We start from the raw sequence: 22434 nt of genomic DNA on the forward strand, positions 1-22434 counted from the left end.
GCTTCGTTCCACACACAGGTCGGATATACGGTCGCAGTCGCACCCATTTGCCCTATCTCAACTCGCTCTTGCAAAACGGGAGGAGTCCATATACGGAATCCAGAAAATCCAACGAACTGGACCCCGGCCTTCGCCGGGGTGGCGAATGGTTCAGCGTTTCCTTAGTAGCGGTAGTGCTCGGTCTTGTACGGACCTTCGACCGGAACGCCGATATAGGCCGCCTGCTGTTCGGTGAGCGTGGTGAGCTCGACGTTGAGCGTCTTGAGCTGCAGGCGGGCGACCTTTTCGTCGAGATGCTTGGGCAACGTATAGACGCCGACGGGGTACTCGGCCGTCTTGGTGAACAGCTCGATCTGGGCGATCGTCTGGTTGGCGAACGACGAGCTCATCACGTACGACGGGTGGCCAGTCGCGCAGCCTAGATTCACCAGCCGGCCCTTGGCCAGCAGAATGATGCGGTTGCCCGACGGCAGGGTGATGTGATCGACCTGCGGCTTGATCTCTTCCCAGGTGTAGCCTTCGATCGAGGCGACGTTGATTTCGGAGTCGAAGTGGCCGATATTGCAGACGATGGCGTTGTGCTTCATTTTGACCAGATGCGGGTGGTCGATGACGTGGTAGTTGCCGGTGCAGGTGACGAAGATGTCGGCCTTGTCGCAGGCGTAGTCCATGGTCACGACGCGGTAGCCCTCCATCGCCGCCTGCAGCGCACAGATCGGGTCGACTTCGGTGACCCACACCTGCGCCGAGAGGGCGCGCAGTGCTTGCGCCGAGCCCTTGCCGACATCACCGTAACCGCAGACGACGGCGATCTTGCCGGCAACCATCACGTCGGTCGCACGCTTGATGCCATCGACCAGCGATTCGCGGCAGCCGTAGAGGTTGTCGAACTTGGACTTGGTGACCGAGTCATTGACGTTGATCGCCGGGAACTTGAGTTCGCCGTGCTCGTGCATCTGGTACAGGCGATGCACGCCGGTGGTGGTTTCCTCGGTGACGCCCTTGATCTGGGCGAGGCGCGTCGAGTACCAGGTCGGGTCGGTTTTGAGCTTGGCCTTGATCGCGGCGAAGAGCACGGTGGCTTCTTCGCTGTCCGGCTTGTCGAGGACCGAGATGTCCTTCTCGGCGCGGGCGCCGAGGTGCAGCAGCAGCGTCGCATCGCCGCCGTCGTCGAGGATCATGTTCGAGTAACCTCCATCGGCCCACTCGAAGATGCGGTGGGTGTAGTCCCAGTAGTCGGTCAGCGATTCGCCCTTGACGGCGAAGACCGGGATGTTCTGCGCGGCGATGGCGGCAGCGGCGTGATCCTGGGTCGAGAAGATGTTGCACGAGGCCCAGCGCACTTCGGCGCCGAGCGCGGTCAGCGTCTCGATCAGCACGGCGGTCTGGATGGTCATGTGCAGCGAACCGGTGATGCGCGCGCCCTTCAGCGGCTGGCTGGCCGCGAATTCCTCGCGGATGGCCATCAGGCCGGGCATTTCGGTTTCAGCGATGCGGATTTCCTTGCGGCCCCAATCGGCGAGGGCGAGGTCGGCGACGACGTAGTCGGTAAATGCAGCCACAGCTGTTCTCCTTTGAACTGTCGCCGGGCTGGAAGCAGGAGGTCGTGGTGCTGTGCTGTCTCACGCTGCTTACCATGTCCGGCATGGGTTGGTCAGGTGAGCGCCGTTGAGGGATCCGAGCCTGAAATCGTTCGATACGTTGATCGGCGATCTTGCAGCGCTCCTCGGATAAGTCCGCGATTATACGCGGAAAAATTTGTGACAAGTATTGTCAGGTCGACGTTGGCCGATCGTCGTCTGTCGCGTGCAGTTGTACGCGAACCTGGTTGCGCCCGCCTTCCTTGGCCGCGTAGAGCGCGTGATCTGCGCGGATCAGCGGTGCGTCCGGGTTGGGGTCCGTGCCGGTGATGAGGGTGACGCCGATGCTGATGGTGATGCGTAGTTCAGCGCTGCCGGCCTCGATCGAGCGCGCTTCGATGGCGTGGCGGATGCGCTGGGCAACCGTTTCGGCGTTGGCCGCGTCCGAATTTGGCAGGATGACGCCAAATTCCTCGCCGCCCAGGCGGCCGATCGTGTCGATCTCGCGCAGTGTCGAGTGGACTGCGCTGGCAAAGTCGACCAGCACGGCGTCGCCGGCCGCATGGCCGTAGGTGTCGTTGATGCGCTTGAAATGATCGATGTCGATCATCAGCAAGCCGCTGCTCAGCCCGGAGCGCTTGCCGGTGACGATCTCGCGCTCGAGTTGCTCGGTGAAGCGACGCCGACTGGCCAGCCCGGTCAGGCTGTCGGTGGTCGCCAGGCGGGTGAGCAGCTCGCTTTTTTCCTGCCCTTCGATGGCGCTGATCAGCATTTCCGCCAGCGAACGCAACAACCCGGGGTCGGGCTGCTTCCAGGGCGGGCCGGGTTTTCGGCTGGCGAAACAAAGAACGTAATCGCCGACCTGCTTCCGGCTGAGGAAGGTGCCCACGATGCCGTCGATGCCCAGCTCGGCGAGCGGAGAAAACCGCAGGCGCTCGATCTCCGGCATGTTGTGGATCCCGGCGAAATGGAGGTTTCCTTCGGCGTCGGGGCGGGCCAAGGCGGGCCAAAGTTTCTCTGCCGTCATTTCAGTCAATTGGCCGCTGGCGATGTGCCGATCATCGCCGGTGCTTTCGTCCGCAATCCACAACTGCAGATCGTAGCCGATCGAGTCGGCGTTCCCGGTCATCGTTCTCCGGCGGAGCAGAACGGAATGATCAGCACCGATCCGGCGGGCCATGAGATTCATCGCCCAGCGAACATCGCTTCTGACGTCGGCCGCCGTCTCGTGCGGGAGCCTGACCAGCCGTCCGGCGATATCGCCGAGCGCGCTCTCGAGGTCGCGGCGGAATGCCTGGACGCGGAAGGCATGAATCAGGGCGAGCGCGATGAAGGCAAACAAGGTTGTGACGACCGCCGCGGAGAGCAGAATGTTCCGGTGGAGGTTGTCTTCCATTTCGGTAATATGGGCGTCGGTCTGCTCACCCACGAGCGCTAGCGCCCGTGAATAGACTTCCTTGTCATTCTCGTAGGCGTCGCTGAACAAAAGCTGTTGCGCCTCCTCGAGATGCCCGGAGCGGGCGAGCGCCAGCGCGTCGGTTTCCATTTTGACGAGGCGGTCGTTGGCCTGGCTTGTCTCGTTGATGGCCTTTTCGGCCGGCGGATAAAGGCGGCGCACCCGGGCCAGTTCATTTTCGAGCAAGGGGGCATGGTGGCCGTAACGTCCCCCCCACTTGCCCCCGCCGGTAAAGGCGGCCATTCGCGCCGACATGGTCAGTACTTCATCGTAGTAACGAATTGCGCTGACCGAGGAGGTCAATTCGTGCGCATGGAGTTTCGTCGCACGATAGTCCGAGAATGTCGTGAAGCTGAGATAAGCGGCAGATCCGAACAGCAGAACGGCAACCAGCAGTGTCCGCGCGAAGCGCTTGGAAGCAGCCAGACGGGAGGGGGCGGCCGGCACGTTCCGTCTCCCGTTCGGGTCAGAGGGCGTCCAGCCCTGACCACAATGCATTCAGATCCGGAAAGTTCCACTTCGCGGGGTCTTCCCGGCTGGCGATTTTTTCCGGGCAGCCGGGCTGCGCGAGGTCGATGACTTCCGTCGGAATCCGCGTGTTGCTGCGCGTCGAGAAAAATACCTTGATCCGCGGCGTCAGCAACGACCTGGCCGACTGTTCGATGACGAGGCCCAGACGGCCGGAGTTGAGCCGGACCAGCGAGCCGATCGGGTAGATGCCGAGGCTCTTGACGAAGGCCTGGAACACTGTCGGATCGAAGTGGCCGGCCCACTCGGCCATCTTGCGCAGCGACTCGGCAGGGTCCCAGCCGGCCTTGTAGGGGCGGTTGGAGGTGATCGCGTCGTAGACGTCGCAGACGGCGCCCATCTTGGCGTACAGGCTAATTTCCTTGTTCTTGAGCCCCTTCGGGTAGCCCGAGCCGTCGGTCTTTTCGTGATGATGCAGGACCACGTCGAAGGTGATGTCGTCGATGTCGTGGCTTTCCTGCAGCAGCTTGTAGCCTTCCGCCGGATGGTTCTTCATGATCCGGAATTCGTCGTCGGTGAGCTTGCCCGGCTTGTTGAGCACCTCCATAGGCATCATCGCCTTGCCCAGATCGTGCAGCAGGCCGGCGATGCCGAGCTTGCTGACCAGATCCTCGTCGAGCTTGAGTTGACGGCCCAGGGCGATCATCAGCGCGCAGACGGCGACCGAATGCATGTAGGTGTAGTCGTCGGCGGTTTTCAGGCGGGCGAGGCTGATCAGGGCGCCGGGGTTGCGCGTCACCGAATCGGAGATTTCCTCGACAAGCTTTTTTGCGTTGCCGGCGTCGATGGCTTTGCCCATCCGCGCTTCCTGGAACATCGAGGTGACCGCGCGCCGGGCCTGGGCGCAGATCCTGGCGGCGCGGGCCAGTTCCTCCTTGGTCGACGTCGGTGCTATTTCACGTTGCGCTTCGGCGGCCTTGTGCAGCTCGGCGTCAACCTGCGCCTCCGACTCGGCCTCGGAAATCGCCGATTCATCCGGGGCAACGTCGATGCCTTTCGCGCAGTCGATCCACACTTCCTGGATGCTGCTCGCCCGGATGCGCTCGATGTCCTTCGGGTCGGTAATCACGAAGGAATTGCGCCAGAACGGGTGTTCCATCCAGGAGCCGCAGAATTCCTTGAGGAACATCCCGACGGTGAGTTGCTTGACACTGATTCTCTTGAGCATTTTGGGCGAGGATGGAGGGCGCAGGTCGAAGTTTTATCAGAAATTCTTCCTGGCCGCCATGCGCCTGAAAGATACAAAAAAGCCGACGAACGGCGTCGTCGGCTTTCCGGCTTGCGCAGGGAAATTACAGACCGGCGTCGGCGCGCAACGCGGGGGCCTTGTCGATCGCTTCCCAGGTGAATTCCGGCTCCTCGCGACCGAAGTGGCCGTAGGCGGCGGTCTTGGTGTAGATCGGCCGAAGCAGGTCAAGCGTCTGGATGATGCCCTTCGGGCGCAGGTCGAAGTGCTGGCCAACCAGTTCGGCGATCTTTTCGTCGGCGATCTTGCCGGTGCCGAAGGTTTCGACCATCAGCGACACGGGCTTGGCGACACCGATGGCGTAGGCGATCTGCACTTCGCAACGGTCGGCGAGGCCGGCGGCGACGACGTTTTTCGCCACGTAGCGCGCGGCGTAGGCCGCCGAGCGGTCGACCTTGGACGGGTCCTTGCCCGAGAAGGCTCCGCCGCCGTGACGAGCGGTGCCACCGTAGGTGTCGACGATGATCTTGCGCCCGGTCAGGCCGCAGTCACCGTGCGGGCCGCCGACGACGAAGCGGCCGGTCGGGTTGATCAGGAAGCGGGTCTTGTCGGTCAGCATGTCCTTCGGCAGGACCGGCTTGATGATTTCCTCGATCACCGCCTCGGAGAGCTGGGCGTGCGAAATGTCCGGGTTGTGTTGCGTGGAGACGACGACGGTGTCGATGGCTACCGGCTTGCCGTCGACGTAGTGCACCGAGAGCTGGCTTTTGGCGTCCGGGCGCAGCCACGGCAGGCGGCCGTCCTTGCGTACCTCGGCCTGGCGCTGCATGAGGCGGTGCGCATAGTAGATCGGGAACGGCATCAGTGTCGGCGTTTCGCGGCAGGCGTAGCCGAACATCAGGCCCTGGTCGCCGGCGCCCTGGTCGAGGTCGATGCCCTGGCCTTCATTGACGCCCTGGGCGATGTCCGGCGACTGGCGGTTGATCGCCGCGAGCACGGCGCAGCTCTTGTAGTCGAAGCCGATTTCGGAATCGTTGTAGCCGATGCGGCGCACGGCTTCCTGGGCGATCTCGCGGTAGTTGATGTGCGCCTTGGTGGTGATTTCGCCGGAAATCACGACGAGGCCGGTGGATACCAGCGTCTCGCAGGCGACGCGGCCCGTCGGGTCTTCAGCCAGGATGGCGTCGAGGACGGAATCGGAAATCTGGTCGGCGACCTTGTCGGGATGGCCTTCGCCAACCGACTCGGAGGTAAAGAGATACTCTCTGGACATGTGACATGTGCTCCAATGAAAAACCCCGGTACGACAGCGAAGTCGACTCCGGGGTTCGAGCAGACGACGCTTTAGCAGTATTTGCAGCATCTGACGATGCTTTTCGCCCTGCAAGTTGTCCTGATTAACTCGGCGAATGGGATAATTGTAGTTTTTCGGAAATCCGGGGTCAAACCCGTTATCAACAGGGTTATTCGTGGCGTTCGTCTTTCGTCTGCTCAGTCATCTGCCGCTCCTTTGGCTGCATCGCCTGGGCGCCGTCGCCGGCTGGCTGTCCTGGCTGTTTTCCCCGACCTATCGGCGGCACCTGCGCGAGAACATGCAGCTGGCGCTCGGCGAGGCGGGCGAACGCCGCGTGCGGGCGGCGGCCGTCGCCGAGGCCGGGCGGCAGTCGCTGGAGCTGCCGAAAATCTGGTTGCGCCCGTTGGAGGAAGTCGTCGGGCGTGTTGTGAAAGTGTCCGGCTGGGAGCTGGCCGAGGCGGCGATGCGCGACGGCAGGGGCATCCTCTATCTCACCCCGCATCTCGGTTGCTTCGAAGTGACCGCACAGTACCTGTCGACGCATGCCCCGATCACCGTGCTCTACCGCCCGCCGAAGCAGCGCTGGCTGCAGGCGATGATCGAGGAGAGGCGCGCGCGCGGGCAGTTGCGTATCGCGGCGGCCGATCTGGCCGGCGTGCGTTCGCTGATCAAGGCGCTGAAAAAGGGCGAGGCGGTCGGCATGCTGCCGGACCAGGCACCGAAGATGGGCGAGGGGCGCTGGCTCGACTTCTTTGGCAAGCCGGCCTACACGATGACGCTGGCGGCGCGGCTGACCGAAACCCACGCGGCGGTGATCATGGTCTGGGCCGAGCGCCTGCCGGGCGGCGCGGGTTACCATTTTCACCTGCAGGCGCCGTCGCAACCGATCACCGGGACGACCGAGGAGCGTGCGCAGCGGATCAATCACGAGATCGAACGCCTGATCATGCAGTGCCCGGCGCAGTATCTGTGGAGCTACAACCGCTACAAACGTCCGCGCGGCGTCGAGCCGCCTCCGGAGAATCGCTGATGCAACTCGCCTTCTGTCTCTACAAGTACTTTCCGTTCGGCGGCCTGCAGCGCGACTTTCTGCGCATCGCGCTGGCCTGTCAGGCGCGCGGGCACGCGATCCGCGTTTATACGATGGGCTGGGAGGGCGAAATTCCTCCCGGGTTCGAGGTCGTCGTCGTGCCGGTGAGCGCGTTCAGCAACGTCCGGCGCAATGCTCGCTTCACCGACTGGGTTTTCCGCGACCTCGAGCGGCGGCCGGCCGATCGCGTGGTCGGTTTCAACAAGATGCCCGGCCTCGATGTCTATTTCGCCGCCGATCCGTGTTACGAGGAGAAGGCGCGCACGCTGCGCAATCCACTCTACCGGCTCTCCGCCCGTTACCGCCATTTCGCCGCCTACGAGCGCGCCGTCTTTGCGCCGGAGAGCACGACCGAGATCCTGATGATCTCGCAGGTGCAGCAGCCGTTCTTCGAGAAGCACTACGGCACGCCGCCGCAGCGTTTCCACCTCTTGCCGCCGGGAATCGCGCGCGACCGGCGGGCGCCGGCCAATGCGGCGGAAATTCGCGCCGCTTTCCGCAAGGAATTCGGGCTGGGCGACGATGACCTGCTGCTTCTGCAAGTCGGTTCGGGGTTCAAGACCAAGGGGCTTGATCGCAGCCTGAAGGCGCTGGCGGGACTGCCGGACGCGCTGCGGCAGCGCACCCGGCTGATCGTCATCGGCCAGGACGATCCGGCGCCGTTCCGGCGGCTGGCCGCGACGCTCGGCGTGAGCGAGCGGGTGAGCATCCTGCCGGGGCGCGACGATATCCCGCGTTTCCTGCTCGGTGCCGATCTGCTGATCCATCCGGCGTACAACGAAAACACCGGCACGGTCCTGCTCGAAGCGCTGGTTGCCGGCCTGCCGGTGTTGACCACGGCCGTTTGCGGCTACGCGCACTATATCGAGGATGCCGACGGCGGGCGTGTGGTGCCGGAACCGTTCGTGCAGGAAACGCTGAATGCGACGCTGGCGGAAATGCTCTCCGACCCCGCGGCGCGCGCGCGCTGGCAGACCAACGCCCTGGCCTTCGCGGAGACAGCCGATATCTACAGCAATGCCGAGCGGGCGGCCGACCTGATCCTGCGGGAGCCTGCGTGAGCGAACAGATCGTGCATCTCGACGAACCGTTCCGCCGTCTGTGGGCGGGGCGCGATCCCTTCGTCGCCGTCGAGGAACTGAAAGGCGAAGTGTTCCGCGAACTCGAAGCACGCCGCACGCTGCGCACCGAGGTTGCCGGACGCGGCTATTTCGTCAAGATCCATCGCGGCGTCGGCTGGGGCGAGATCGTCAAGAACCTGCTCTGCCTGCGTCTGCCGATCCTCGGCGCGGGCAACGAGTGGCAGGCGATCCGGCGGCTGGAGCAGCTCGGCGTCGATACCATGCGCGGCGTCGCTTTCGGCCAGCGCGGCGGCAACCCGGCGAAGCAGCATTCGTTCATCGTCACCGAGGAACTGGCGCCGACGGTCAGCCTGGAAGACTACTGCCGCGACTGGCCGACGAATCCGCCGCCGCTGGCGATGAAGCGGGCGCTACTCCGACGCGTTGCGGAAATGGCGCGGCGCATGCACGAGGGTGGGGTCAATCACCGCGACTTTTACATCTGCCACTTCCTGTTGCATCTCGAACCGGCGCCGACGCCCGACAAGCTGAAGCTGTCGCTGATCGACCTGCACCGCGCGCAGATTCGCGACAGGACGCCGCGCCGCTGGCGCGACAAGGATCTCGCCGCGCTGCACTTTTCGGCACTGGCCATCGGCCTGACGCGCCGCGACATCTTCCGTTTCCTCTCGCTGTATTTCGACCGTCCCCTGCGTCGCGTCCTGAAAGAGGAATCCCGGCTACTGGCTTACCTTGCAAGCGAAGCGGCCCGCCTGCAGGCGCGCTATCTTCGCAAGTACGCGAAGGCGGGCGGGCAATGATCTTCTGGTGTTTCGATCAGCAGGACGCTACTGCCCGCCGCCTGTTTGGCTCACTCGACCAGGTGTTCAGCCTGGGCGGCGAGCGGATTACCAAGGACGCGCTCAGCGAAGTGATCCGCGTGGAGGCGGCGGGTGCGCGCTACTACGTGAAACGTTACGCCGGCAACGGCAAGAACGCGCGGCGGCGCTGGTACGGCTTGCGCCAATGGCTGGCGCCGGTGCGCGTGAAGAAGGAATGGCAGAACCTGCTCGCCTTCCGGTCGTGGGGCATCCCGACCGCGCGGCTCGCCGCGTACGGCATCGAGCGCCACTGGGGCGGCTTCCGGCGCGGCGCGCTGGTGACCGAAGAGATTCGCGACACGACCGATCTGGCGAAACTCGCGTTGCAGAACGATGACCGCCTGCGCGACCGGCGCTGGGTTGGCGAGGTGGCGGCGCAGGTGGCGCGTATCACCCGCTGCATGCACGACGCGGGCTTCGCGCACAACGACCTCAAGTGGCGCAATCTGCTGGTGGCCCACGGCGAGCGGCCGCAGGTTTACCTGATCGACTGCCCGAGTGGCAGCTATTGGTGGCAGCCGTTCCTCTCCTACCGCATCGTCAAGGACCTGGCCTGTCTCGACAAGGTCGCCAAATATCATCTGACGCGCACCCAGCGGTTGCGTTTCTATCTCGACTACGCGCAGCACGCGCGGCTGACGGCGGGAGACAAAAAACGGGTGCGGCGGATCGTGAAATTTTTCGAAGGGCGGGAATGAACGTTCAGGCAACTGTGCCGCGAGTTGACGCGAAACCCGACGCACGATTCGACGCGAAGACGCTGCGCCGTGCGCGGCAGAGCCTCGCCGTGCCCTTCCGGGTGCAAGCCGATGACGGCGAGGCGATCGGCATATCCCGTCTGCTCCGCGTGCTGCCCGGGAAACGGATTGTCGGCGAAGCGCGCTGGCGCGACACGTCGGCGCTCGTGAAGCTGTTTGTCGCCCGTGCCAACACGCGGCATTGGGAGCGCGAACGACAGGGCATCGCCGCGCTGCAGGCGGCGAATCTGCCGACCCCCGCGGTTCTCGGTGCTGGCCGGCTCGCCGGTGGCGGCCATTTCCTGCTGACCGAATTCCTCGTCGGGTCCAGGACGCTGGCCGAGCGCTGGTCGGCTGTGGACACTCTTCGCCCGGGCGACCCACAGGCGCTGGAAATCCTCCTGCCGGCGTTTGCCCTGCTCGGACGGCTGCATGCCGCCGGGTTGATCCAGACCGACCTGCATCTCGGCAACTTCCTTGAATACCAGGGCGAATTTTTCCTGATCGACGGCGACGGCATCGAGCCGGTGACGAAAGGCGCCGAGGCGTCCAGACAGCCATTGGACAACCTCGCGTTGCTGGTGGCCCAGTTGCCGCTGGCGTGGGAATCCTGTCTCGACCTGCTGGTCGCGGCCTACACTGCGGAGCAGGAGCGCTTGCGGCCGGAGCGCGATGCGCTGTTGCTGGCGGTCGAGCGCGCGCGCGAACAACGCCTGACGCATTTTCTCGGCAAGACGTTGCGCGATTGCAGCCAGTTCGCTGTGCGCGGCACCACCAGCCTGTTTACGGCCGTCGTTCGCGCCGAGAAGGACGCACTCAGGGACCTGCTGGAATCTCCCGATGCCGCGATCAAGAAAGGGCAGATGCTCAAGGACGGGAACACCTGCACGGTTGTCCGCGTCGACGTCGATGGGCGGGCGCGGGTGATCAAGCGCTACAACCTCAAGAGCTTCCGTCATGCGCTGTCGCGCTTCTGGCGGCCGAGCCGGGCGTGGCATTCCTGGGTGGCCGGGCACCGTCTGGCGTTCTTCGGCATTGCGACGCCGGCACCGCTGGCCATGCTCGAAGAACGGGTCGGGCCGCTGCGGCGGCGGGCCTTTCTGGTCACCGACTTTTGTCCGGGCGAAAGCCTGATGCAGCGCCTTTCGCCTGAGCGCGAGCCGGGCACCGATGAGGCCGCGGCGCTGGTCGATTTCTTCGGGACGCTTTTCCGTCTGAAGATTACCCACGGCGACATGAAGGCAACGAACCTGCTCTGGCACGAAGGACGGATCGTCGTCATCGACCTCGACGCGATGATCCGGCACGACTGCCACACGGCGTTCGTGCGCGACTGGCGACGCGACCGGGCGCGCTTCCTGCGGAACTGGCCGACGCATTCGGCGCTCTACCGTTGGCTGGACGCCAACCTGCCGGAGGTCCCATGATGCCGGGTTTGAAAGTCGTCGCCCACGAGGATTTCCTGGCCCTGCGGGAAGATGCCGAAGTCATCGAGGCCGATGGTCACGGCGAGAAGGTGCTGCGTCTGACCGACGGCACGCTGCTCAAACTGTTCCGCCGCAAGCGCATTCTCTCGTCCGCGGCCTGGTATCCCTACGCGCAGCGCTTCGCGAGCAATGCGTCGGTGCTGCGTGAACGCGGAATTCCGGTGCCGACGGTCATCGCCGCGGTGCGCATTCCGTCGATCAAGCGCGATGCGGTGCGCTACCACCCGCTCGCCGGCGAATCGCTGCGTGCGCTGCTGCGCCGGGGGCTCGACCCCGCGACCGAGCGCGAGTTGAAACGGAAATTCACCGACTTCGTCATCCGCCTGCATGCGCTGGGCATCTACTTCCGCTCGTTGCACCTCGGCAACGTGATCCTCACTCCGTCGGGCGAACTCGGCCTGATCGATTTCTCCGATCTGCGCGTCTATTCCCGTCCGCTACCGCTGTTCATGCGGCGGCGCAATATCCAGCGGATGCTGGGGATGGAAGGCGAGCGGGAGTGGATCGACAGCGGGGCGATCCTTCGGCGGTAAACGTGTTCAGGCTGCCGGAAAGGCCCGCGTCCAGGCGAACAGCAGGATGGCCGCGGCGACGATCCAGCCAGCGGTGGCCAGCAGCAGCGTTGTCGTCAGCGATGCCCGCACGCTCAGCCAATAGACGATGAGCAGATACAGCGCGTAGGGAATCAGCGACCACAGGCCGAACAGCGCTGTCGTGCGCAGGTCGGCGGGCGAACGTTCGCTGCCGACGATGTAGTGGGCAATCAGCGCGAAGGTCGGGAACAAGGGAACCAGCCCGGCAACGAAGAAATTGCTGGTCTTCGAGAGCAGGGCGATGATCAGGACGGCGGCGGCGCCGAGCAGCGATTTGAGGAAGAGGGCGAGCATTGCTTTCGGATTCTACCGGAGGCCGTGGTTGTCCGGGATCACGATGGCTTGCAGGGCGTGCTCGATTCGTCGGGGCGTGAGGCTGGCAGCAATAAAGGCTGCGATTGAAGCCGACGTCTTATTCAGCGGAGTTACAGAATTCGGGTGTTGCAGGGGGAAAATCAGGTTCCAGCCGAAGTGCCTTTTCCATGTCAGGCTGCGCAAAATATCGATGCGCTTCTGTCAGGGGGCGGCGGTCAGATTCTCCGGCCGGAAGTGCCTTGGCCCATGATGCTTAGCGGGCGCCGAGGGCGATGACGCGGCTCAGATTTGCGCCGTGGATGTTGCGCTTTTCTGCAGGGGTCTTGTTGGCGAGACCGGCCCAGACACTGGAGATGGCCTTGGCGATGCCGATGATGGCGAACCCGCCAACGATGGCCAGCAAACCAGCAAGAAGATGAATCTCGACAGCGTGATCAACAAAGAAATTTGCATCCATGATCGTTCCTTTCAGTAAGTCGGAAAACACATGTCTTCAAGGTGTTGAAGCGTCTTCCTATCCGACGGAACTCATGGTATCGAGCACTGGGAGGTGCGTCTGTCGTCCTTTCTTTTTCTCGTGTAACACGTGTCGCAACTATGTGACGCTGTGTAACCTAGGCCGTTATGGCTAGCATCCCTTTCTCGCGGATGAAGTTGATGACGTCGGTGAGCCCGTGTCCGGTCTTGAGGTTGGTGAAGATGAATGGCCTTTCCCCGCGCTGCGCCTTGGCGTCGCGGGCCATGACGTCCAATGAGGCACCAACCATTGGCGCGAGGTCGATCTTGTTGATCACCAGCAGGTCCGATTTCGTGATGCCGGGGCCGCCCTTGCGCGGGATCTTCTCGCCGGCGGCGACGTCGATCACGTAGATCGTGAGATCCGACAACTCGGGCGAGAAGGTCGCGGCGAGATTGTCGCCGCCGGACTCGACCAGGATCAATTGCACGTCGGGGAAGGCGCGTTGCAGACGGTCGATGGCCTCGAGGTTGATCGAGGCATCTTCGCGGATCGCCGTGTGCGGGCAGCCGCCGGTCTCGACGCCCATGATCCGCTCGGGCGGCAGCGCCGAATGCGCGACGAGGAATTTGGCGTCCTCGGCGGTGTAGATGTCGTTGGTGACGACGGCCATGTCGATCTGCTCGCGCAATGCCTGGCAGAGGGCAAGGGTCAGGGCGGTCTTGCCGGAACCGACGGGGCCGCCGATGCCGACGCGGAGGGGAGAGGTTCGTTTAGTCATGGAATTTACGATCGGAAGAGGCGGGAATATTGGGTTTCGTGGCGGGCGCAGCAGAGGGCGAACGCCGGGGTGAGGTTGCTCCAGTCTTGCTCGTCGAGTGTGTGTGCGGCTTCGGCGATAACTGGTACCGCTTGCCCGAGTTCGGCCAACAGGCGCTGACCGGCGGCTTGGCCGAGCGGTACGGCCTTGAGCGCAGCCATTACCTGGTTCTCGGCCCACGCCCACAGGTAGCCGCCAACTGCAGCTTGCGGGTCGATTTGCCAGGCGGCGGCGAGGCCGGACCAGACGGTCGGGAAGGCGATTTCGGGCAAGCGGGCGAGTTCGGCACGCAAGGTTTCCAGCGACGGATCGCGCAGGTCGGCCAGCAGGCGGTTGAGCGAGAAGCCCATCTGCACGGTCTCGGCGCGCAGTTCGGCCGACTCGCGGCTGGCGAGGAAGTCGGCGTTGAGGCGGGCGATCTCAGCGGCGTCGCCGTCAGCCCAGTACTGCATCAGTAACGCGACCAATGGCGCCTCGAAACGGCCGATGCCGTGCCGCATCAGGTCGCCGATCCATTCGCCGGCGCTGGCTTCGTCGCGAATTCGCCCGGAGTCGACGGCCCATTCCAATCCCTGCGAATAGGTGTAGGAGCCGACCGGCAGGGCCGGGCTGACGAGTTGCATGAGGCGCACCAGCGCCAGCGATGAGCGGCTCACGATTTCGCCGGTTTGAACTCGTGGATCTTCGGCATCGACCGGTGCGGGCCGTGACCAGGGTTGTGCAGGCGGGCGTGCTCTGCGCTGTGATGGTCGTGTTCTTCGCCGTGGTGGTGATGGCCGCCGTGGGAGCCCGAATTTGCCCCATAAGCGCCCGATTCGGGCTGAAACGGCGCTTCGGTTTCCGCGACGACACAACCGAGTCCCCTGACCATCTCGGCCAGCACGTGGTCTGTCTGGAAACGGAGCTTGCCGCCATCTGCGGTCGGCACGATCTGCACCGGCACGTGCCGGTTGCCGAGGTGATAGGCGGCGCGGGCGAAAAGCAGCGGCGTGTCGGCGGTCGCCTCGATCAGCTTCTCCGGCGCGGCGAGGATTTCGACGATAGAGCCACCATCCTCGGACAACAGCCGGTCACCGCCATGCAGGTGGTCGCCGCGCTCAAGGAAAATGCCCGCCTCCTTGCCGGAAGCGAGTACGACCTTGAGACGGCTGCGCTTGCGCTCGTCGTAGGCGAGGGCGACGGAGTCGGTAGGGGGGTGGTTTGTGCGGTGGTTGAGGATGAGCATGGCGATTGTCATTCAGTCTCCGTTCGTCACCCCGGCGAAGGCCGGGGTCCAGTTGGGCGGCTGTACTGGATTCCGGCTTGCGCCGGAATGACAGGGTGGGGTCATGGTCTAGAACAAGAAATAACGTTGGGTGAGCGGCAGCGAGACCGCCGGTTCGCAGACCAGCAACTCGCCGTCGGCGCGCACGACGTAGGTTTCGGGATCGACGTCGATCCTCGGCGTCGCGCCGTTGTGCACCATGTCGGCCTTCTTCACGGCGCGCGTGCCGGACACAGCGATCAGCGGCTTCTGCAAACCGAGCGCGGCGACGGCCGGATTTTCCAGCGCGGCTTGCGAGACGAAGGTGACCGAGGTCTTCAGCGCCTTGCCGAAGCTGCCGAACATCGGCCGGTAATGCACCGGCTGTGGTGTCGGGATCGATGCGTTGGGGTCGCCCATCGCGGCGGCGGCGATCATGCCGCTCTTGAGGATCAACGACGGTTTCGCGCCGAAGAAGGCGGGCCGCCACAAAACGAGGTCCGCCAGCTTGCCGACCTCGACCGAGCCGACGGCATGCGCGATGCCGTGCGTCAGCGCCGGGTTGATCGTGTACTTGGCGATGTAGCGCTTCACGCGCAGGTTGTCGTTGCGTGCGTTATCCCCCGGCAGCGTACCGCGCTGCACCTTCATCTTGTGCGCGGCCTGCCAGGTGCGGGTGATGACTTCGCCGACGCGGCCCATCGCCTGCGAGTCCGAACTCATCATCGAGAAGGCGCCGAGGTCGTGCAGGATGTCCTCGGCGGCGATCGTCTCGCGGCGGATGCGCGATTCGGCGAAGGCGATGTCTTCGGCGATCGCCGGATCGAGGTGGTGGCAGACCATCAGCATGTCGAGGTGCTCGTCGATGGTATTTACCGTGTACGGCATCGTCGGGTTGGTCGAACTCGGCAGCACGTTGGGCAGGCCGGCCGCGCGGATGATGTCCGGCGCGTGGCCGCCGCCCGCGCCTTCGGTGTGGAAGGTGTGGATGGTGCGGCCCTTGAAGGCGTCGATGGTCGATTCGACGAAGCCCGATTCGTTGAGCGTGTCGGTGTGGATGGCGACCTGCACGTCCATCTCGTCGGCGACTGACAGACAGCAGTCGATGGCGGCCGGCGTCGTGCCCCAATCCTCGTGCAGCTTCAGCCCCATCGCCCCGGCGGCGACTTGCTCGCGCAGGGCTTCGGGCAGGCTGGCGTTGCCCTTGCCGAGAAAGCCGAGGTTCATCGGGAAGGCTTCGGCGGCTTCGAGCATGCGGTGGATATGCCACGGCCCTGGCGTGCAGGTCGTCGCGAAGGTGCCGGTGGCCGGCCCGGTGCCGCCGCCGAGCATCGTGGTGATGCCGGACATCTGCGCATCTTCCATCTGCTGCGGGCAGATCCAGTGGATGTGCGCGTCGATGCCGCCAGCCGTGACGATCATCCCTTCGCCGGCGATAGCCTCGGTGCCCGGTCCGACGACGATCGTCACGCCGGGCTGGATGTCCGGATTGCCGGCCTTGCCGATGCCGGCGATGCGCCCGTCCTTGATGCCGATGTCGGCCTTGATGATGCCGGTGACAGCGTCGATGATCAGCGCGTTGGTAATCACTGTGTCGACGGTGTCCTTCGATATGCGCTGGCTCTGCCCCATGCCGTCGCGGATCACCTTGCCGCCGCCGAACTTCACTTCCTCGCCGTAGATCGTGTAGTCCTTCTCGACTTCGACGAAGAGTTCGGTATCGGCGAGCCGGAGGCGATCGCCGACGGTCGGGCCGAACATTTCGGCGTAGGCTTGCCGCGAAATCTTCGTGCTCATAGCGCCCCCTGGATCATGCCGCGGAAGCCGTAGACCTTGCGCTCACCGGTCAGCGCGACGAGTTGAATGGTCCGCGTCTGGCCGGGTTCGAAGCGCACGGCGGTGCCGGCCGCGATGTCGAGGCGGAAGCCTCTGGCGGCTTCACGGTCGAACGACAGCGCCGGGTTGGTTTCAAAAAAGTGGTAGTGCGAGCCGACCTGGATCGGCCGGTCGCCGGTGTTGGCGACGACCAGCGTCAGCGTCGGGCGGCCGCCGTTGAGTTCGAGTTCTCCGGGTTCGACGAGCATTTCTCCTGGGGTCATCGGGATTACCTCACAGTACCGTGGAGAGAACGAGACCACCGCCGATCACGGCGACGAGCTGGCCGAGACGTAGCGCCAGCGTCGGACGATTCTTCAGCACGAATTGCGCGAGGCCCATGCCGATGCCGTGCAGGCTCGCCGAGCCGAGGACAATGCCGGCCATGATCGTCGAGCCTTGTTCCAGTTCGCCACCGTGCGCCATGCCGTGGAACAGGGCGAATCCGCCGATGACGGCGAGCGCCGCGGAAAGACCGACGCGGAAGGGCAGGGTCAGCATCACGCCGAGCACCAGCACCGAGGCGGCGACGAGCGGTTCGAGTTGCGGCACGACGATGCCGTGCTGGCCCAGCGCAGCGCCGGCGGCGAGCAAGGTGACGAAGGTCAGCGGCGCCAGCCAGACGTGCCGGGCGTGCAGCACACTCCAGACGCCGACGAGCAGCATCGCCAGCAGGTGGTCGAGGCCGAGGAACGGGTGGGTGAAGCCGTCGAGGAAACCATGATCGCCGTGGCCGGTATGGGCGAACGCGGCGAGCGGAAGGGCGGTGAGCAGCAAGGTGGCGAAACGTTTTGACATGATGTACTCCTCTGGGTCAGACGATGGGGTGATGTACGGTGACGAGCTTGGTGCCGTCGGGGAAGGTGGCCTCGACCTGGATCTCCGGAATCATCTCGGCGATGCCGTCCATCACTTCGGCGCGCGTCAGGACGGTAGTGCCCTCGCTCATCAACTCGGCGACGCTCTTGCCGTCGCGCGCGCCTTCCAGGATCGCGCAGGTGATCAGCGCGATGGCTTCCGGGTAATTGAGCTTCAGGCCGCGCGCGCGGCGCCGTTCGGCAAGCAGGCCGGCGGTGAAGATGAGCAGCTTGTCCTTTTCTCTCGGGGTCAATTCCATAAACGCTCCTTCTCAGGTATTCCAGATTCGTGGGGTTAGCGCGGGCCGGCCGAGCAGGGCAGGGCGCAGGATGTGCCAAAGAGCAGCGAACCACAGGCGAGCAGCCTCGCTGTTATGTCCAAGATAGCGGGCGACCAGCAGCTTGGGCAAGGCGGTCAGCGCGTGTTCGGCACCGTCGGCCGGGGCGATGGCGCGGCAGGCGTCGAGCAGCGTGGCGACGTCGTCGCCCGCGTCCAGCGTCGCCAGCAGGGTGCCACCGATAGAGGCGCCGGCCCACCCGGCAATGCTGGCGAGCATCGGGTTGTTGCCGTCGATGCGTCCGCGTTCGAGCCACAACGGCTGGCCGTTGCGTTCGATGCGCGTGTGCAGCGCAATGTGGCCGTTGGTAAAGCGTTCGCCGGAGGCGCTGCGCCCGAGGCAGAGGATTTCCCAGCCGAGATAGCGGCTGCCTTTGCCCAAGCGCACCCGGGTGTCCATCCGGCTTTTCGCGCCGTCGAAGACGATGGTTTCCTGCGGCAGCCATTCGAGAACGGCGTTGTCGGCGACGCTGAAGTCGAGCGTCTGCGAGGCCTCTGCGCCGCCCGAGCGATACCACTTGCCGGCGCCCGGCGTGGTCAGTTGCGCGCGGGCTTCAGGACCGACCCGCGCCGTGATTTCGAGGTGGTCGCCGCCGACGATGCCCGAAGGCGGATGCAGCAGGATCGCCTGGCAGACCTCGTCGCCTTCCGGGTACAAGGCCTTCTGCACGCGCAAGGGGCCGCGGTGCCAACGCTCGTTCATGACGCAACGCTCTCCGTCCCGGGCAAAGCCGAGGCGCAACTCGGCATGCCATGACGGCGAGTTTTCCGGATTGAGCGGCAGGCGACAGGTCATGCGCCCGATTGTGCGTAACGCCAGTGGTTCGGGCCATACGCAAAATCGCGTATAGGCACGCCCGGTTCCATGGCTATTGCCGGATTTCGCGAATGTTGGCGGGGGGCGAATACTCTCCGCTGCTGCGGAACGGGTTGATGTCGAGACCGCCGCGCCGCGTGTAGCGGGCATGCACGGCGAGCGCCTCGGGCGCGCACCGGCGCTGGATATCGCAATAGATGCGCTCGACGCACTGCTCGTGAAACTCGTTGTGCTTGCGGAAGGACACGATGTAGCGCAACAGCCCCGCGCGGTCGATCGGCCGGCCGCGATAGCGGATGACCAGCATGCCCCAGTCGGGCTGACCGGTGACCAGGCAGTTCGACTTGAGCAGGTGCGAGTAAAGCGTTTCCTCGACGACAGGGGCGTCAGAGACGCTTAACAAACTTGGCGCCGGTTCGTAGGTGTCGATGGCGATATCGAGTTCGTCGAGCTGTTCGCCGTCCGGGTAGGCGATGACGGCCTGCGGGCGTTCGCCGAGCGGCTGCAGATCGACATCGACGGTGCCGCCGGCGGCGGCCGAGAGGTCGCGGGTGAGCGCCGTCGCGACGGCGTCGATGTCGGCAAACGCCGTCTGGTTGAACGAGTTGAGATAGAGCTTGAACGACTTGGATTCGATCAGGTTCGGGCTGTCGGCCGGCACGCGAAAGCGTCCGACGGCGACGACGGGCTTGCCTTTCCCGTTCAGCCAGGAAAGCTCGTAGGCGTTCCAGATGTCTTCCCCGACAAAGGGCAAGGCGGCTTCGTCGACGCCGATCTCGTCGCGCTTGATCCGGCGGGGAATGGGAAACAACAGCTCGGGCGCGTACTGGTCGCAGTAGTCCGTCGGTTTGCCGAGCGGGGAGAGCGGGCTGGGGTCGGTGTGTGCGGTCATGGGGCGGATTCTACCGGTCAACGCGCGGCGGTGATCAACGCGGACCCGCCGATGCTTGATGACGACCTTCATGCTGCTTTCGAAAGCGCCAACATGGTTGGCGACAAGGAAAACGCAGAAGGTCAACGCGAGCAGCTGGATCGGCCACGGACGGCTTTCACGCGAAATGCTCTATGCGTACAATTGACCGAAAGCCGTTTTTCGAACCGTATTCCTCCCGTCGAACGGGCCAGAAGAATCTGGAAATGAGGCTTTTTATGGGATTTTGGGCCCCGCTAAATCGGGGCTAATAGACTTTTTTATGAGTATTAACTGGTTTTTATGCAGCCAGCTATCCGTTTTATCCGTTATGACGGGAATCATTGCGTCATAATTCCTATTTATAGTTAGCCTTTCTGTCACCATCAACAGCTTGCATCGACTAGCATGAAAAAACTTTGGAAATTGCTCATCGCCATTCTTCTGGCCGGATGCGCAACATTTGGGCAGATGGAAGACGGCCTGCGCTCGCTAATGGGGAAATCAGACAGAGAAGCCTTTTCAGTTCTTGGCTACCCATCCGCAAAGCAGGAGTTCGGAAACGACACTGTTTACTCTTGGTACGTGAGTCAATCAGGCTCATTATTCGTTCCTCAGACATCTACAACAACAGGTTATGTGGGTCGCACACCTGTCTATGGGACAACAACTTATACACAAGCAATCCCAGTCAACTACAACTGTCAGATCAAACTGGTAGCTGACAAAGGCGGCATTCTGAGAAGCTGGGAATACAACGGAAATATCGGCGGCTGCGCGCAATATATCAACCGACTAAATACATACGCAGGGTCGGCAAACACAATCATGCCGACAACGCCAGTCCCCATGGAATGCCAAGTGGATTCAGATTGCGGGCAAGGGCAAAGTTGTCGGAGCCGGAAAGGGGGCGGAACGGAATGCCGAAGCAAAGCAAACGCATCGTCAATAGACGAAACCTCCTCTAATCTCAACTAATCGCAACATGCCACAACCACAATCATCCAAGTCACCAAAGAAGGCTAACCCGGCGCTTAACCCCGTTCGCTTCGCGCTCTGGACGCTGCGCGATAAAGCCGTGCAGCGCCGGTTAGCTCTACGTTAGGCCTTTAAGGTTGCGTTATGGCGACAAAAGAAACCGAGGCAATCAATGCCACTCAGGGAAAAGAAGAAAAAGTTCCTTGCTCAAAATGCGATGGAAAGACATTCCATAAAGTTGTTTTGTCCGTCGACCACTCTGGAGAGGAACACGACGGGGATTTTGATTTTTACTGGGATGCGCACTACCAAATAATTCAATGCCAAGGCTGCAAAACAATCTCGTTTAGGAAAACCAGCTCAAATTCTGAAGATTATGAACCGATAAGTTATGACGAATACGAGCACGTCGTTTACGAGGATCTTTATCCTTCTCGAATTGAAGGCCGCAAAGGGCTTGAGAAAGAAGCGCATTACTTGCCGTCCAAGGTTCAGCGAATTTACTCTGAAACATTGCAAGCCTTGAATAGCAAATCTCCAATTCTGGCAGGAATTGGGCTAAGAGCTCTCGTTGAGACCGTTTGCCAAGAGAAGGCTGCAACGGGAGGAAATCTTCTTCAAAAAATTGATGATTTAATTGCAAAGAGCGTTCTTACTCCCGCCGGAGCGCAAATTCTTCACAAAATTCGGACGCTCGGAAACGCTGCAGCGCATGAAGTAAAACCACATAGCGAAAAACAGCTTGGCCTTGCAATGGATGTGATAGAGCACCTACTCACTGATGTTTATATTTTGCCAAAGCAAGTAGAGGCCGAGTTCGATTAACGCCGTGGTCTAACAATTCCGTCGAGAGGGACGTTCCAAAGCTACGCTTTGGGTTCCCTCCGCCTTCGGCTCCGGCCGCCCCTCACGTCAAACGTTGCCCTCAATGCATGCCCTATGATCTCTTATCGAACAATTGCACTCGTCTTCTTGCTGCTGTTCTGCCCAATCGTGTCGGCGATCAATTGTGATAGAGCTAAGACCGCACCGGAGGTGGCAATCTGCTCCAATCCCGTGTTGAAAGCATTTGATGACTACTTGTCTGATGCTTACGCCGCAATTCGGAGCACGGTTCCGACTGATGTCTTCGCTGAAGTCAGAAAGAGCCAGATTCAATGGATTAAGCAGCGTGATGCACGTTGCAGCGGTGAAGTCTCATGTCTCATGCGAGAGACTCATGCGCGAACGGCTGCGTTGAATGGATTCGTGCAGAAATACATAGAACAAACCAAGCCTTGGTATCGTGCACCTGAATCAAATTCACCGCCGTCTACGGAACAGAACTCTCCGCTAAGCCCGTCAGAAATATACAAAATCGCCGCTCAGTCTGTTGTAGTTGTTATTGCATTCGACCGTAGTCGCGAAGCCATAAGTCAAGGCAGTGGCGTCGTCATAGGCACTAATACCGTTGCAACCAATTGCCATGTGCTTGAGGCGGCTAAAACTGCGGTTGTAATGTTTCGCGGCAATCCTTATGAGGCAACCACTGTCCGTGGCAGCAAAGAAATGGATTACTGCCTCCTTAACACTGTTGACCTACCTGCCAGAGTTGCCAGCATTGGCAAGCTATCGTCCGTGCTTCCGGGGCAGCGCGTCTACAGTGTCGGTTCCCCTCGCGGGTTCGAGCTAACCATAGCGGAGGGATTAGTGTCCGGGTTGCGTCAAAAACATGGGATGCCGATGCCCCTAATCCAAACATCAGCCGCAATATCCCCCGGTTCGAGTGGAGGCGGACTATTCGACGAGTTCGGTCGGGTTCTCGGCATCACCACCTTCCTGCTTAAAGATTCGCAAAACATCAACTTTGCTCTGCCAGTCGAGCTTTTCCAAAAGTTTGGGCGTCAATGAAGGCTAACCAGTTGGTGCAGCCGATGTCGTTGCCTTCGATTC

General features: G+C 62.6%; 25 protein-coding genes and 1 riboswitch. Of the genes, 10 read left to right on the forward strand and 15 right to left on the reverse strand.

Translation table 11 applies throughout. The features are described 5' to 3' along the window. Positions 1–161: 161 nt before the first annotated feature. The 4 genes from ahcY to metK form a co-directional block, all read right to left on the reverse strand. Complete coding sequence (gene ahcY / locus BO74_RS04010; RefSeq protein ID WP_496440220.1) at positions 162–1562, reverse strand: adenosylhomocysteinase; 1401 nt, start codon at positions 1560–1562, stop codon at positions 162–164. 91 nt (positions 1563–1653) lie between these two features. Then, a riboswitch (S-adenosyl-L-homocysteine riboswitch) is annotated at positions 1654–1734 on the reverse strand. 39 nt (positions 1735–1773) lie between these two features. Next, a complete protein-coding gene (locus BO74_RS04015) occupies positions 1774–3483 on the reverse strand; it encodes a sensor domain-containing diguanylate cyclase (protein WP_496440221.1) in 1710 nt (569 codons plus the stop codon). Positions 3484–3502: 19 nt separating this feature from the next. Beyond that, entirely contained in the window at positions 3503–4732 is a 1230-nt protein-coding gene (locus tag BO74_RS04020; RefSeq protein ID WP_496440223.1) for an HD-GYP domain-containing protein, read from the reverse strand. Between the two features lie 124 nt (positions 4733–4856). Beyond that, the gene (gene metK, locus BO74_RS04025; protein ID WP_496440225.1) at positions 4857–6023 is read right to left on the reverse strand and encodes a methionine adenosyltransferase; all 1167 of its coding nucleotides are present in this window, start codon (positions 6021–6023) and stop codon (positions 4857–4859) included. 196 nt (positions 6024–6219) lie between these two features. Here metK and BO74_RS04030 point away from each other — a divergent pair, with 196 nt between their 5' ends. The 6 genes from BO74_RS04030 to BO74_RS04055 are packed head-to-tail and all read left to right on the forward strand — an operon-like array spanning position 6220 to position 11833. After that, complete coding sequence (locus tag BO74_RS04030; RefSeq protein ID WP_496440226.1) at positions 6220–7074, forward strand: lysophospholipid acyltransferase family protein; 855 nt, start codon at positions 6220–6222, stop codon at positions 7072–7074. Beyond that, complete coding sequence (locus BO74_RS04035; RefSeq protein WP_496440227.1) at positions 7074–8195, forward strand: glycosyltransferase family 4 protein; 1122 nt, start codon at positions 7074–7076, stop codon at positions 8193–8195. The genes BO74_RS04030 and BO74_RS04035 overlap by 1 nt, the downstream gene beginning before the upstream one ends. Further along, on the forward strand, positions 8192–9016 hold the full coding sequence (gene rfaP, locus BO74_RS04040; RefSeq protein ID WP_496440229.1) for a lipopolysaccharide core heptose(I) kinase RfaP: 825 nt from the start codon (positions 8192–8194) through the stop codon (positions 9014–9016). The genes BO74_RS04035 and rfaP overlap by 4 nt, the downstream gene beginning before the upstream one ends. Further along, positions 9013–9774, forward strand: coding sequence for a lipopolysaccharide kinase InaA family protein (locus BO74_RS04045; protein WP_496440230.1), 762 nt, complete (start codon positions 9013–9015; stop codon positions 9772–9774). The genes rfaP and BO74_RS04045 overlap by 4 nt, the downstream gene beginning before the upstream one ends. Then, positions 9771–11240 (forward strand): lipopolysaccharide kinase InaA family protein, encoded by a 1470-nt coding sequence (locus BO74_RS04050; protein ID WP_496440232.1) that lies wholly within the window; start codon positions 9771–9773, stop codon positions 11238–11240. The genes BO74_RS04045 and BO74_RS04050 overlap by 4 nt, the downstream gene beginning before the upstream one ends. Next, positions 11237–11833 (forward strand): BUD32 family EKC/KEOPS complex subunit, encoded by a 597-nt coding sequence (locus BO74_RS04055; RefSeq protein WP_496440233.1) that lies wholly within the window; start codon positions 11237–11239, stop codon positions 11831–11833. The genes BO74_RS04050 and BO74_RS04055 overlap by 4 nt, the downstream gene beginning before the upstream one ends. Positions 11834–11839: 6 nt before the next feature. Here the strand turns inward: BO74_RS04055 and BO74_RS04060 are convergent, their stop codons facing one another. From BO74_RS04060 to queF, 11 genes are all read right to left on the reverse strand, one after another. After that, positions 11840–12187: a GlpM family protein gene (locus tag BO74_RS04060; protein ID WP_496440234.1), complete on the reverse strand. Its 348-nt coding sequence runs from the start codon at positions 12185–12187 to the stop codon at positions 11840–11842. A 274-nt stretch (positions 12188–12461) separates the two neighbouring features. Continuing rightward, positions 12462–12665: a hypothetical protein gene (locus tag BO74_RS04065; protein ID WP_496440235.1), complete on the reverse strand. Its 204-nt coding sequence runs from the start codon at positions 12663–12665 to the stop codon at positions 12462–12464. Positions 12666–12822: 157 nt separating this feature from the next. Beyond that, positions 12823–13446 carry an urease accessory protein UreG gene (gene ureG, locus BO74_RS04070; RefSeq protein WP_496440236.1) on the reverse strand — a complete coding sequence of 208 codons (624 nt, stop codon included), beginning with the start codon at positions 13444–13446 and terminating at the stop codon, positions 12823–12825. Between the two features lie 5 nt (positions 13447–13451). Further along, the gene (locus tag BO74_RS04075) at positions 13452–14108 is read right to left on the reverse strand and encodes an urease accessory protein UreF (protein ID WP_496440401.1); all 657 of its coding nucleotides are present in this window, start codon (positions 14106–14108) and stop codon (positions 13452–13454) included. Positions 14109–14137: 29 nt separating this feature from the next. Next, positions 14138–14722 (reverse strand): urease accessory protein UreE, encoded by a 585-nt coding sequence (gene ureE, locus BO74_RS04080; RefSeq protein WP_496440237.1) that lies wholly within the window; start codon positions 14720–14722, stop codon positions 14138–14140. A gap of 96 nt (positions 14723–14818) precedes the next feature. After that, positions 14819–16525, reverse strand: coding sequence for an urease subunit alpha (gene ureC / locus BO74_RS04085; RefSeq protein WP_496440239.1), 1707 nt, complete (start codon positions 16523–16525; stop codon positions 14819–14821). Next, the gene (locus BO74_RS04090; protein WP_496440241.1) at positions 16522–16827 is read right to left on the reverse strand and encodes an urease subunit beta; all 306 of its coding nucleotides are present in this window, start codon (positions 16825–16827) and stop codon (positions 16522–16524) included. The genes ureC and BO74_RS04090 overlap by 4 nt, the downstream gene beginning before the upstream one ends. A gap of 10 nt (positions 16828–16837) precedes the next feature. Next, a complete protein-coding gene (locus BO74_RS04095) occupies positions 16838–17401 on the reverse strand; it encodes a HupE/UreJ family protein (RefSeq protein WP_496440242.1) in 564 nt (187 codons plus the stop codon). A gap of 16 nt (positions 17402–17417) precedes the next feature. Continuing rightward, positions 17418–17720 (reverse strand): urease subunit gamma, encoded by a 303-nt coding sequence (gene ureA, locus BO74_RS04100; protein ID WP_496440243.1) that lies wholly within the window; start codon positions 17718–17720, stop codon positions 17418–17420. A gap of 12 nt (positions 17721–17732) precedes the next feature. Continuing rightward, complete coding sequence (locus tag BO74_RS04105; protein ID WP_496440244.1) at positions 17733–18593, reverse strand: urease accessory protein UreD; 861 nt, start codon at positions 18591–18593, stop codon at positions 17733–17735. 73 nt (positions 18594–18666) lie between these two features. Next, positions 18667–19506, reverse strand: coding sequence for an NADPH-dependent 7-cyano-7-deazaguanine reductase QueF (gene queF, locus BO74_RS04110; protein ID WP_496440246.1), 840 nt, complete (start codon positions 19504–19506; stop codon positions 18667–18669). Between the two features lie 51 nt (positions 19507–19557). Here queF and BO74_RS04115 point away from each other — a divergent pair, with 51 nt between their 5' ends. From BO74_RS04115 to BO74_RS04130, 4 genes are all read left to right on the forward strand, one after another. Continuing rightward, entirely contained in the window at positions 19558–19755 is a 198-nt protein-coding gene (locus BO74_RS04115) for a hypothetical protein (RefSeq protein WP_496440248.1), read from the forward strand. A gap of 177 nt (positions 19756–19932) precedes the next feature. Continuing rightward, positions 19933–20502 (forward strand): hypothetical protein, encoded by a 570-nt coding sequence (locus BO74_RS04120; protein ID WP_496440250.1) that lies wholly within the window; start codon positions 19933–19935, stop codon positions 20500–20502. Between the two features lie 144 nt (positions 20503–20646). Then, positions 20647–21327, forward strand: a complete 681-nt coding sequence (locus BO74_RS04125) for a DUF4145 domain-containing protein (RefSeq protein WP_496440251.1) — start codon at positions 20647–20649, stop codon at positions 21325–21327. A gap of 114 nt (positions 21328–21441) precedes the next feature. Then, on the forward strand, positions 21442–22392 hold the full coding sequence (locus BO74_RS04130) for a trypsin-like peptidase domain-containing protein (RefSeq protein WP_496440253.1): 951 nt from the start codon (positions 21442–21444) through the stop codon (positions 22390–22392). The last annotated feature ends 42 nt before the right edge of the window (positions 22393–22434 follow it).

This window comes from Propionivibrio pelophilus DSM 12018, assembly GCF_059569095.1.

What these genes read in the sequence shown, in the direction of transcription:
- ureA (WP_496440243.1), bottom strand. Translation starts at nt 17,720, where the DNA reads ATGGAATTGACCCCGAGAGAAAAGGACAAGCTGCTCATCTTCACCGCC.
- BO74_RS04095 (WP_496440242.1), bottom strand. Translation starts at nt 17,401, where the DNA reads ATGTCAAAACGTTTCGCCACCTTGCTGCTCACCGCCCTTCCGCTCGCC.
- BO74_RS04120 (WP_496440250.1), top strand. Translation starts at nt 19,933, where the DNA reads ATGAAAAAACTTTGGAAATTGCTCATCGCCATTCTTCTGGCCGGATGC.
- ureG (WP_496440236.1), bottom strand. Translation starts at nt 13,446, where the DNA reads ATGACTAAACGAACCTCTCCCCTCCGCGTCGGCATCGGCGGCCCCGTC.
- BO74_RS04065 (WP_496440235.1), bottom strand. Translation starts at nt 12,665, where the DNA reads ATGGATGCAAATTTCTTTGTTGATCACGCTGTCGAGATTCATCTTCTT.
- metK (WP_496440225.1), bottom strand. Translation starts at nt 6,023, where the DNA reads ATGTCCAGAGAGTATCTCTTTACCTCCGAGTCGGTTGGCGAAGGCCAT.
- ureE (WP_496440237.1), bottom strand. Translation starts at nt 14,722, where the DNA reads ATGACAATCGCCATGCTCATCCTCAACCACCGCACAAACCACCCCCCT.
- BO74_RS04115 (WP_496440248.1), top strand. Translation starts at nt 19,558, where the DNA reads ATGCTTGATGACGACCTTCATGCTGCTTTCGAAAGCGCCAACATGGTT.
- BO74_RS04020 (WP_496440223.1), bottom strand. Translation starts at nt 4,732, where the DNA reads ATGCTCAAGAGAATCAGTGTCAAGCAACTCACCGTCGGGATGTTCCTC.
- BO74_RS04045 (WP_496440230.1), top strand. Translation starts at nt 9,013, where the DNA reads ATGATCTTCTGGTGTTTCGATCAGCAGGACGCTACTGCCCGCCGCCTG.
- ureC (WP_496440239.1), bottom strand. Translation starts at nt 16,525, where the DNA reads ATGAGCACGAAGATTTCGCGGCAAGCCTACGCCGAAATGTTCGGCCCG.
- BO74_RS04090 (WP_496440241.1), bottom strand. Translation starts at nt 16,827, where the DNA reads ATGACCCCAGGAGAAATGCTCGTCGAACCCGGAGAACTCGAACTCAAC.
- BO74_RS04130 (WP_496440253.1), top strand. Translation starts at nt 21,442, where the DNA reads ATGATCTCTTATCGAACAATTGCACTCGTCTTCTTGCTGCTGTTCTGC.
- BO74_RS04075 (WP_496440401.1), bottom strand. Translation starts at nt 14,108, where the DNA reads ATGCAACTCGTCAGCCCGGCCCTGCCGGTCGGCTCCTACACCTATTCG.
- BO74_RS04050 (WP_496440232.1), top strand. Translation starts at nt 9,771, where the DNA reads ATGAACGTTCAGGCAACTGTGCCGCGAGTTGACGCGAAACCCGACGCA.
- BO74_RS04105 (WP_496440244.1), bottom strand. Translation starts at nt 18,593, where the DNA reads ATGACCTGTCGCCTGCCGCTCAATCCGGAAAACTCGCCGTCATGGCAT.
- BO74_RS04035 (WP_496440227.1), top strand. Translation starts at nt 7,074, where the DNA reads ATGCAACTCGCCTTCTGTCTCTACAAGTACTTTCCGTTCGGCGGCCTG.
- BO74_RS04055 (WP_496440233.1), top strand. Translation starts at nt 11,237, where the DNA reads ATGATGCCGGGTTTGAAAGTCGTCGCCCACGAGGATTTCCTGGCCCTG.
- BO74_RS04125 (WP_496440251.1), top strand. Translation starts at nt 20,647, where the DNA reads ATGGCGACAAAAGAAACCGAGGCAATCAATGCCACTCAGGGAAAAGAA.
- queF (WP_496440246.1), bottom strand. Translation starts at nt 19,506, where the DNA reads ATGACCGCACACACCGACCCCAGCCCGCTCTCCCCGCTCGGCAAACCG.
- BO74_RS04060 (WP_496440234.1), bottom strand. Translation starts at nt 12,187, where the DNA reads ATGCTCGCCCTCTTCCTCAAATCGCTGCTCGGCGCCGCCGCCGTCCTG.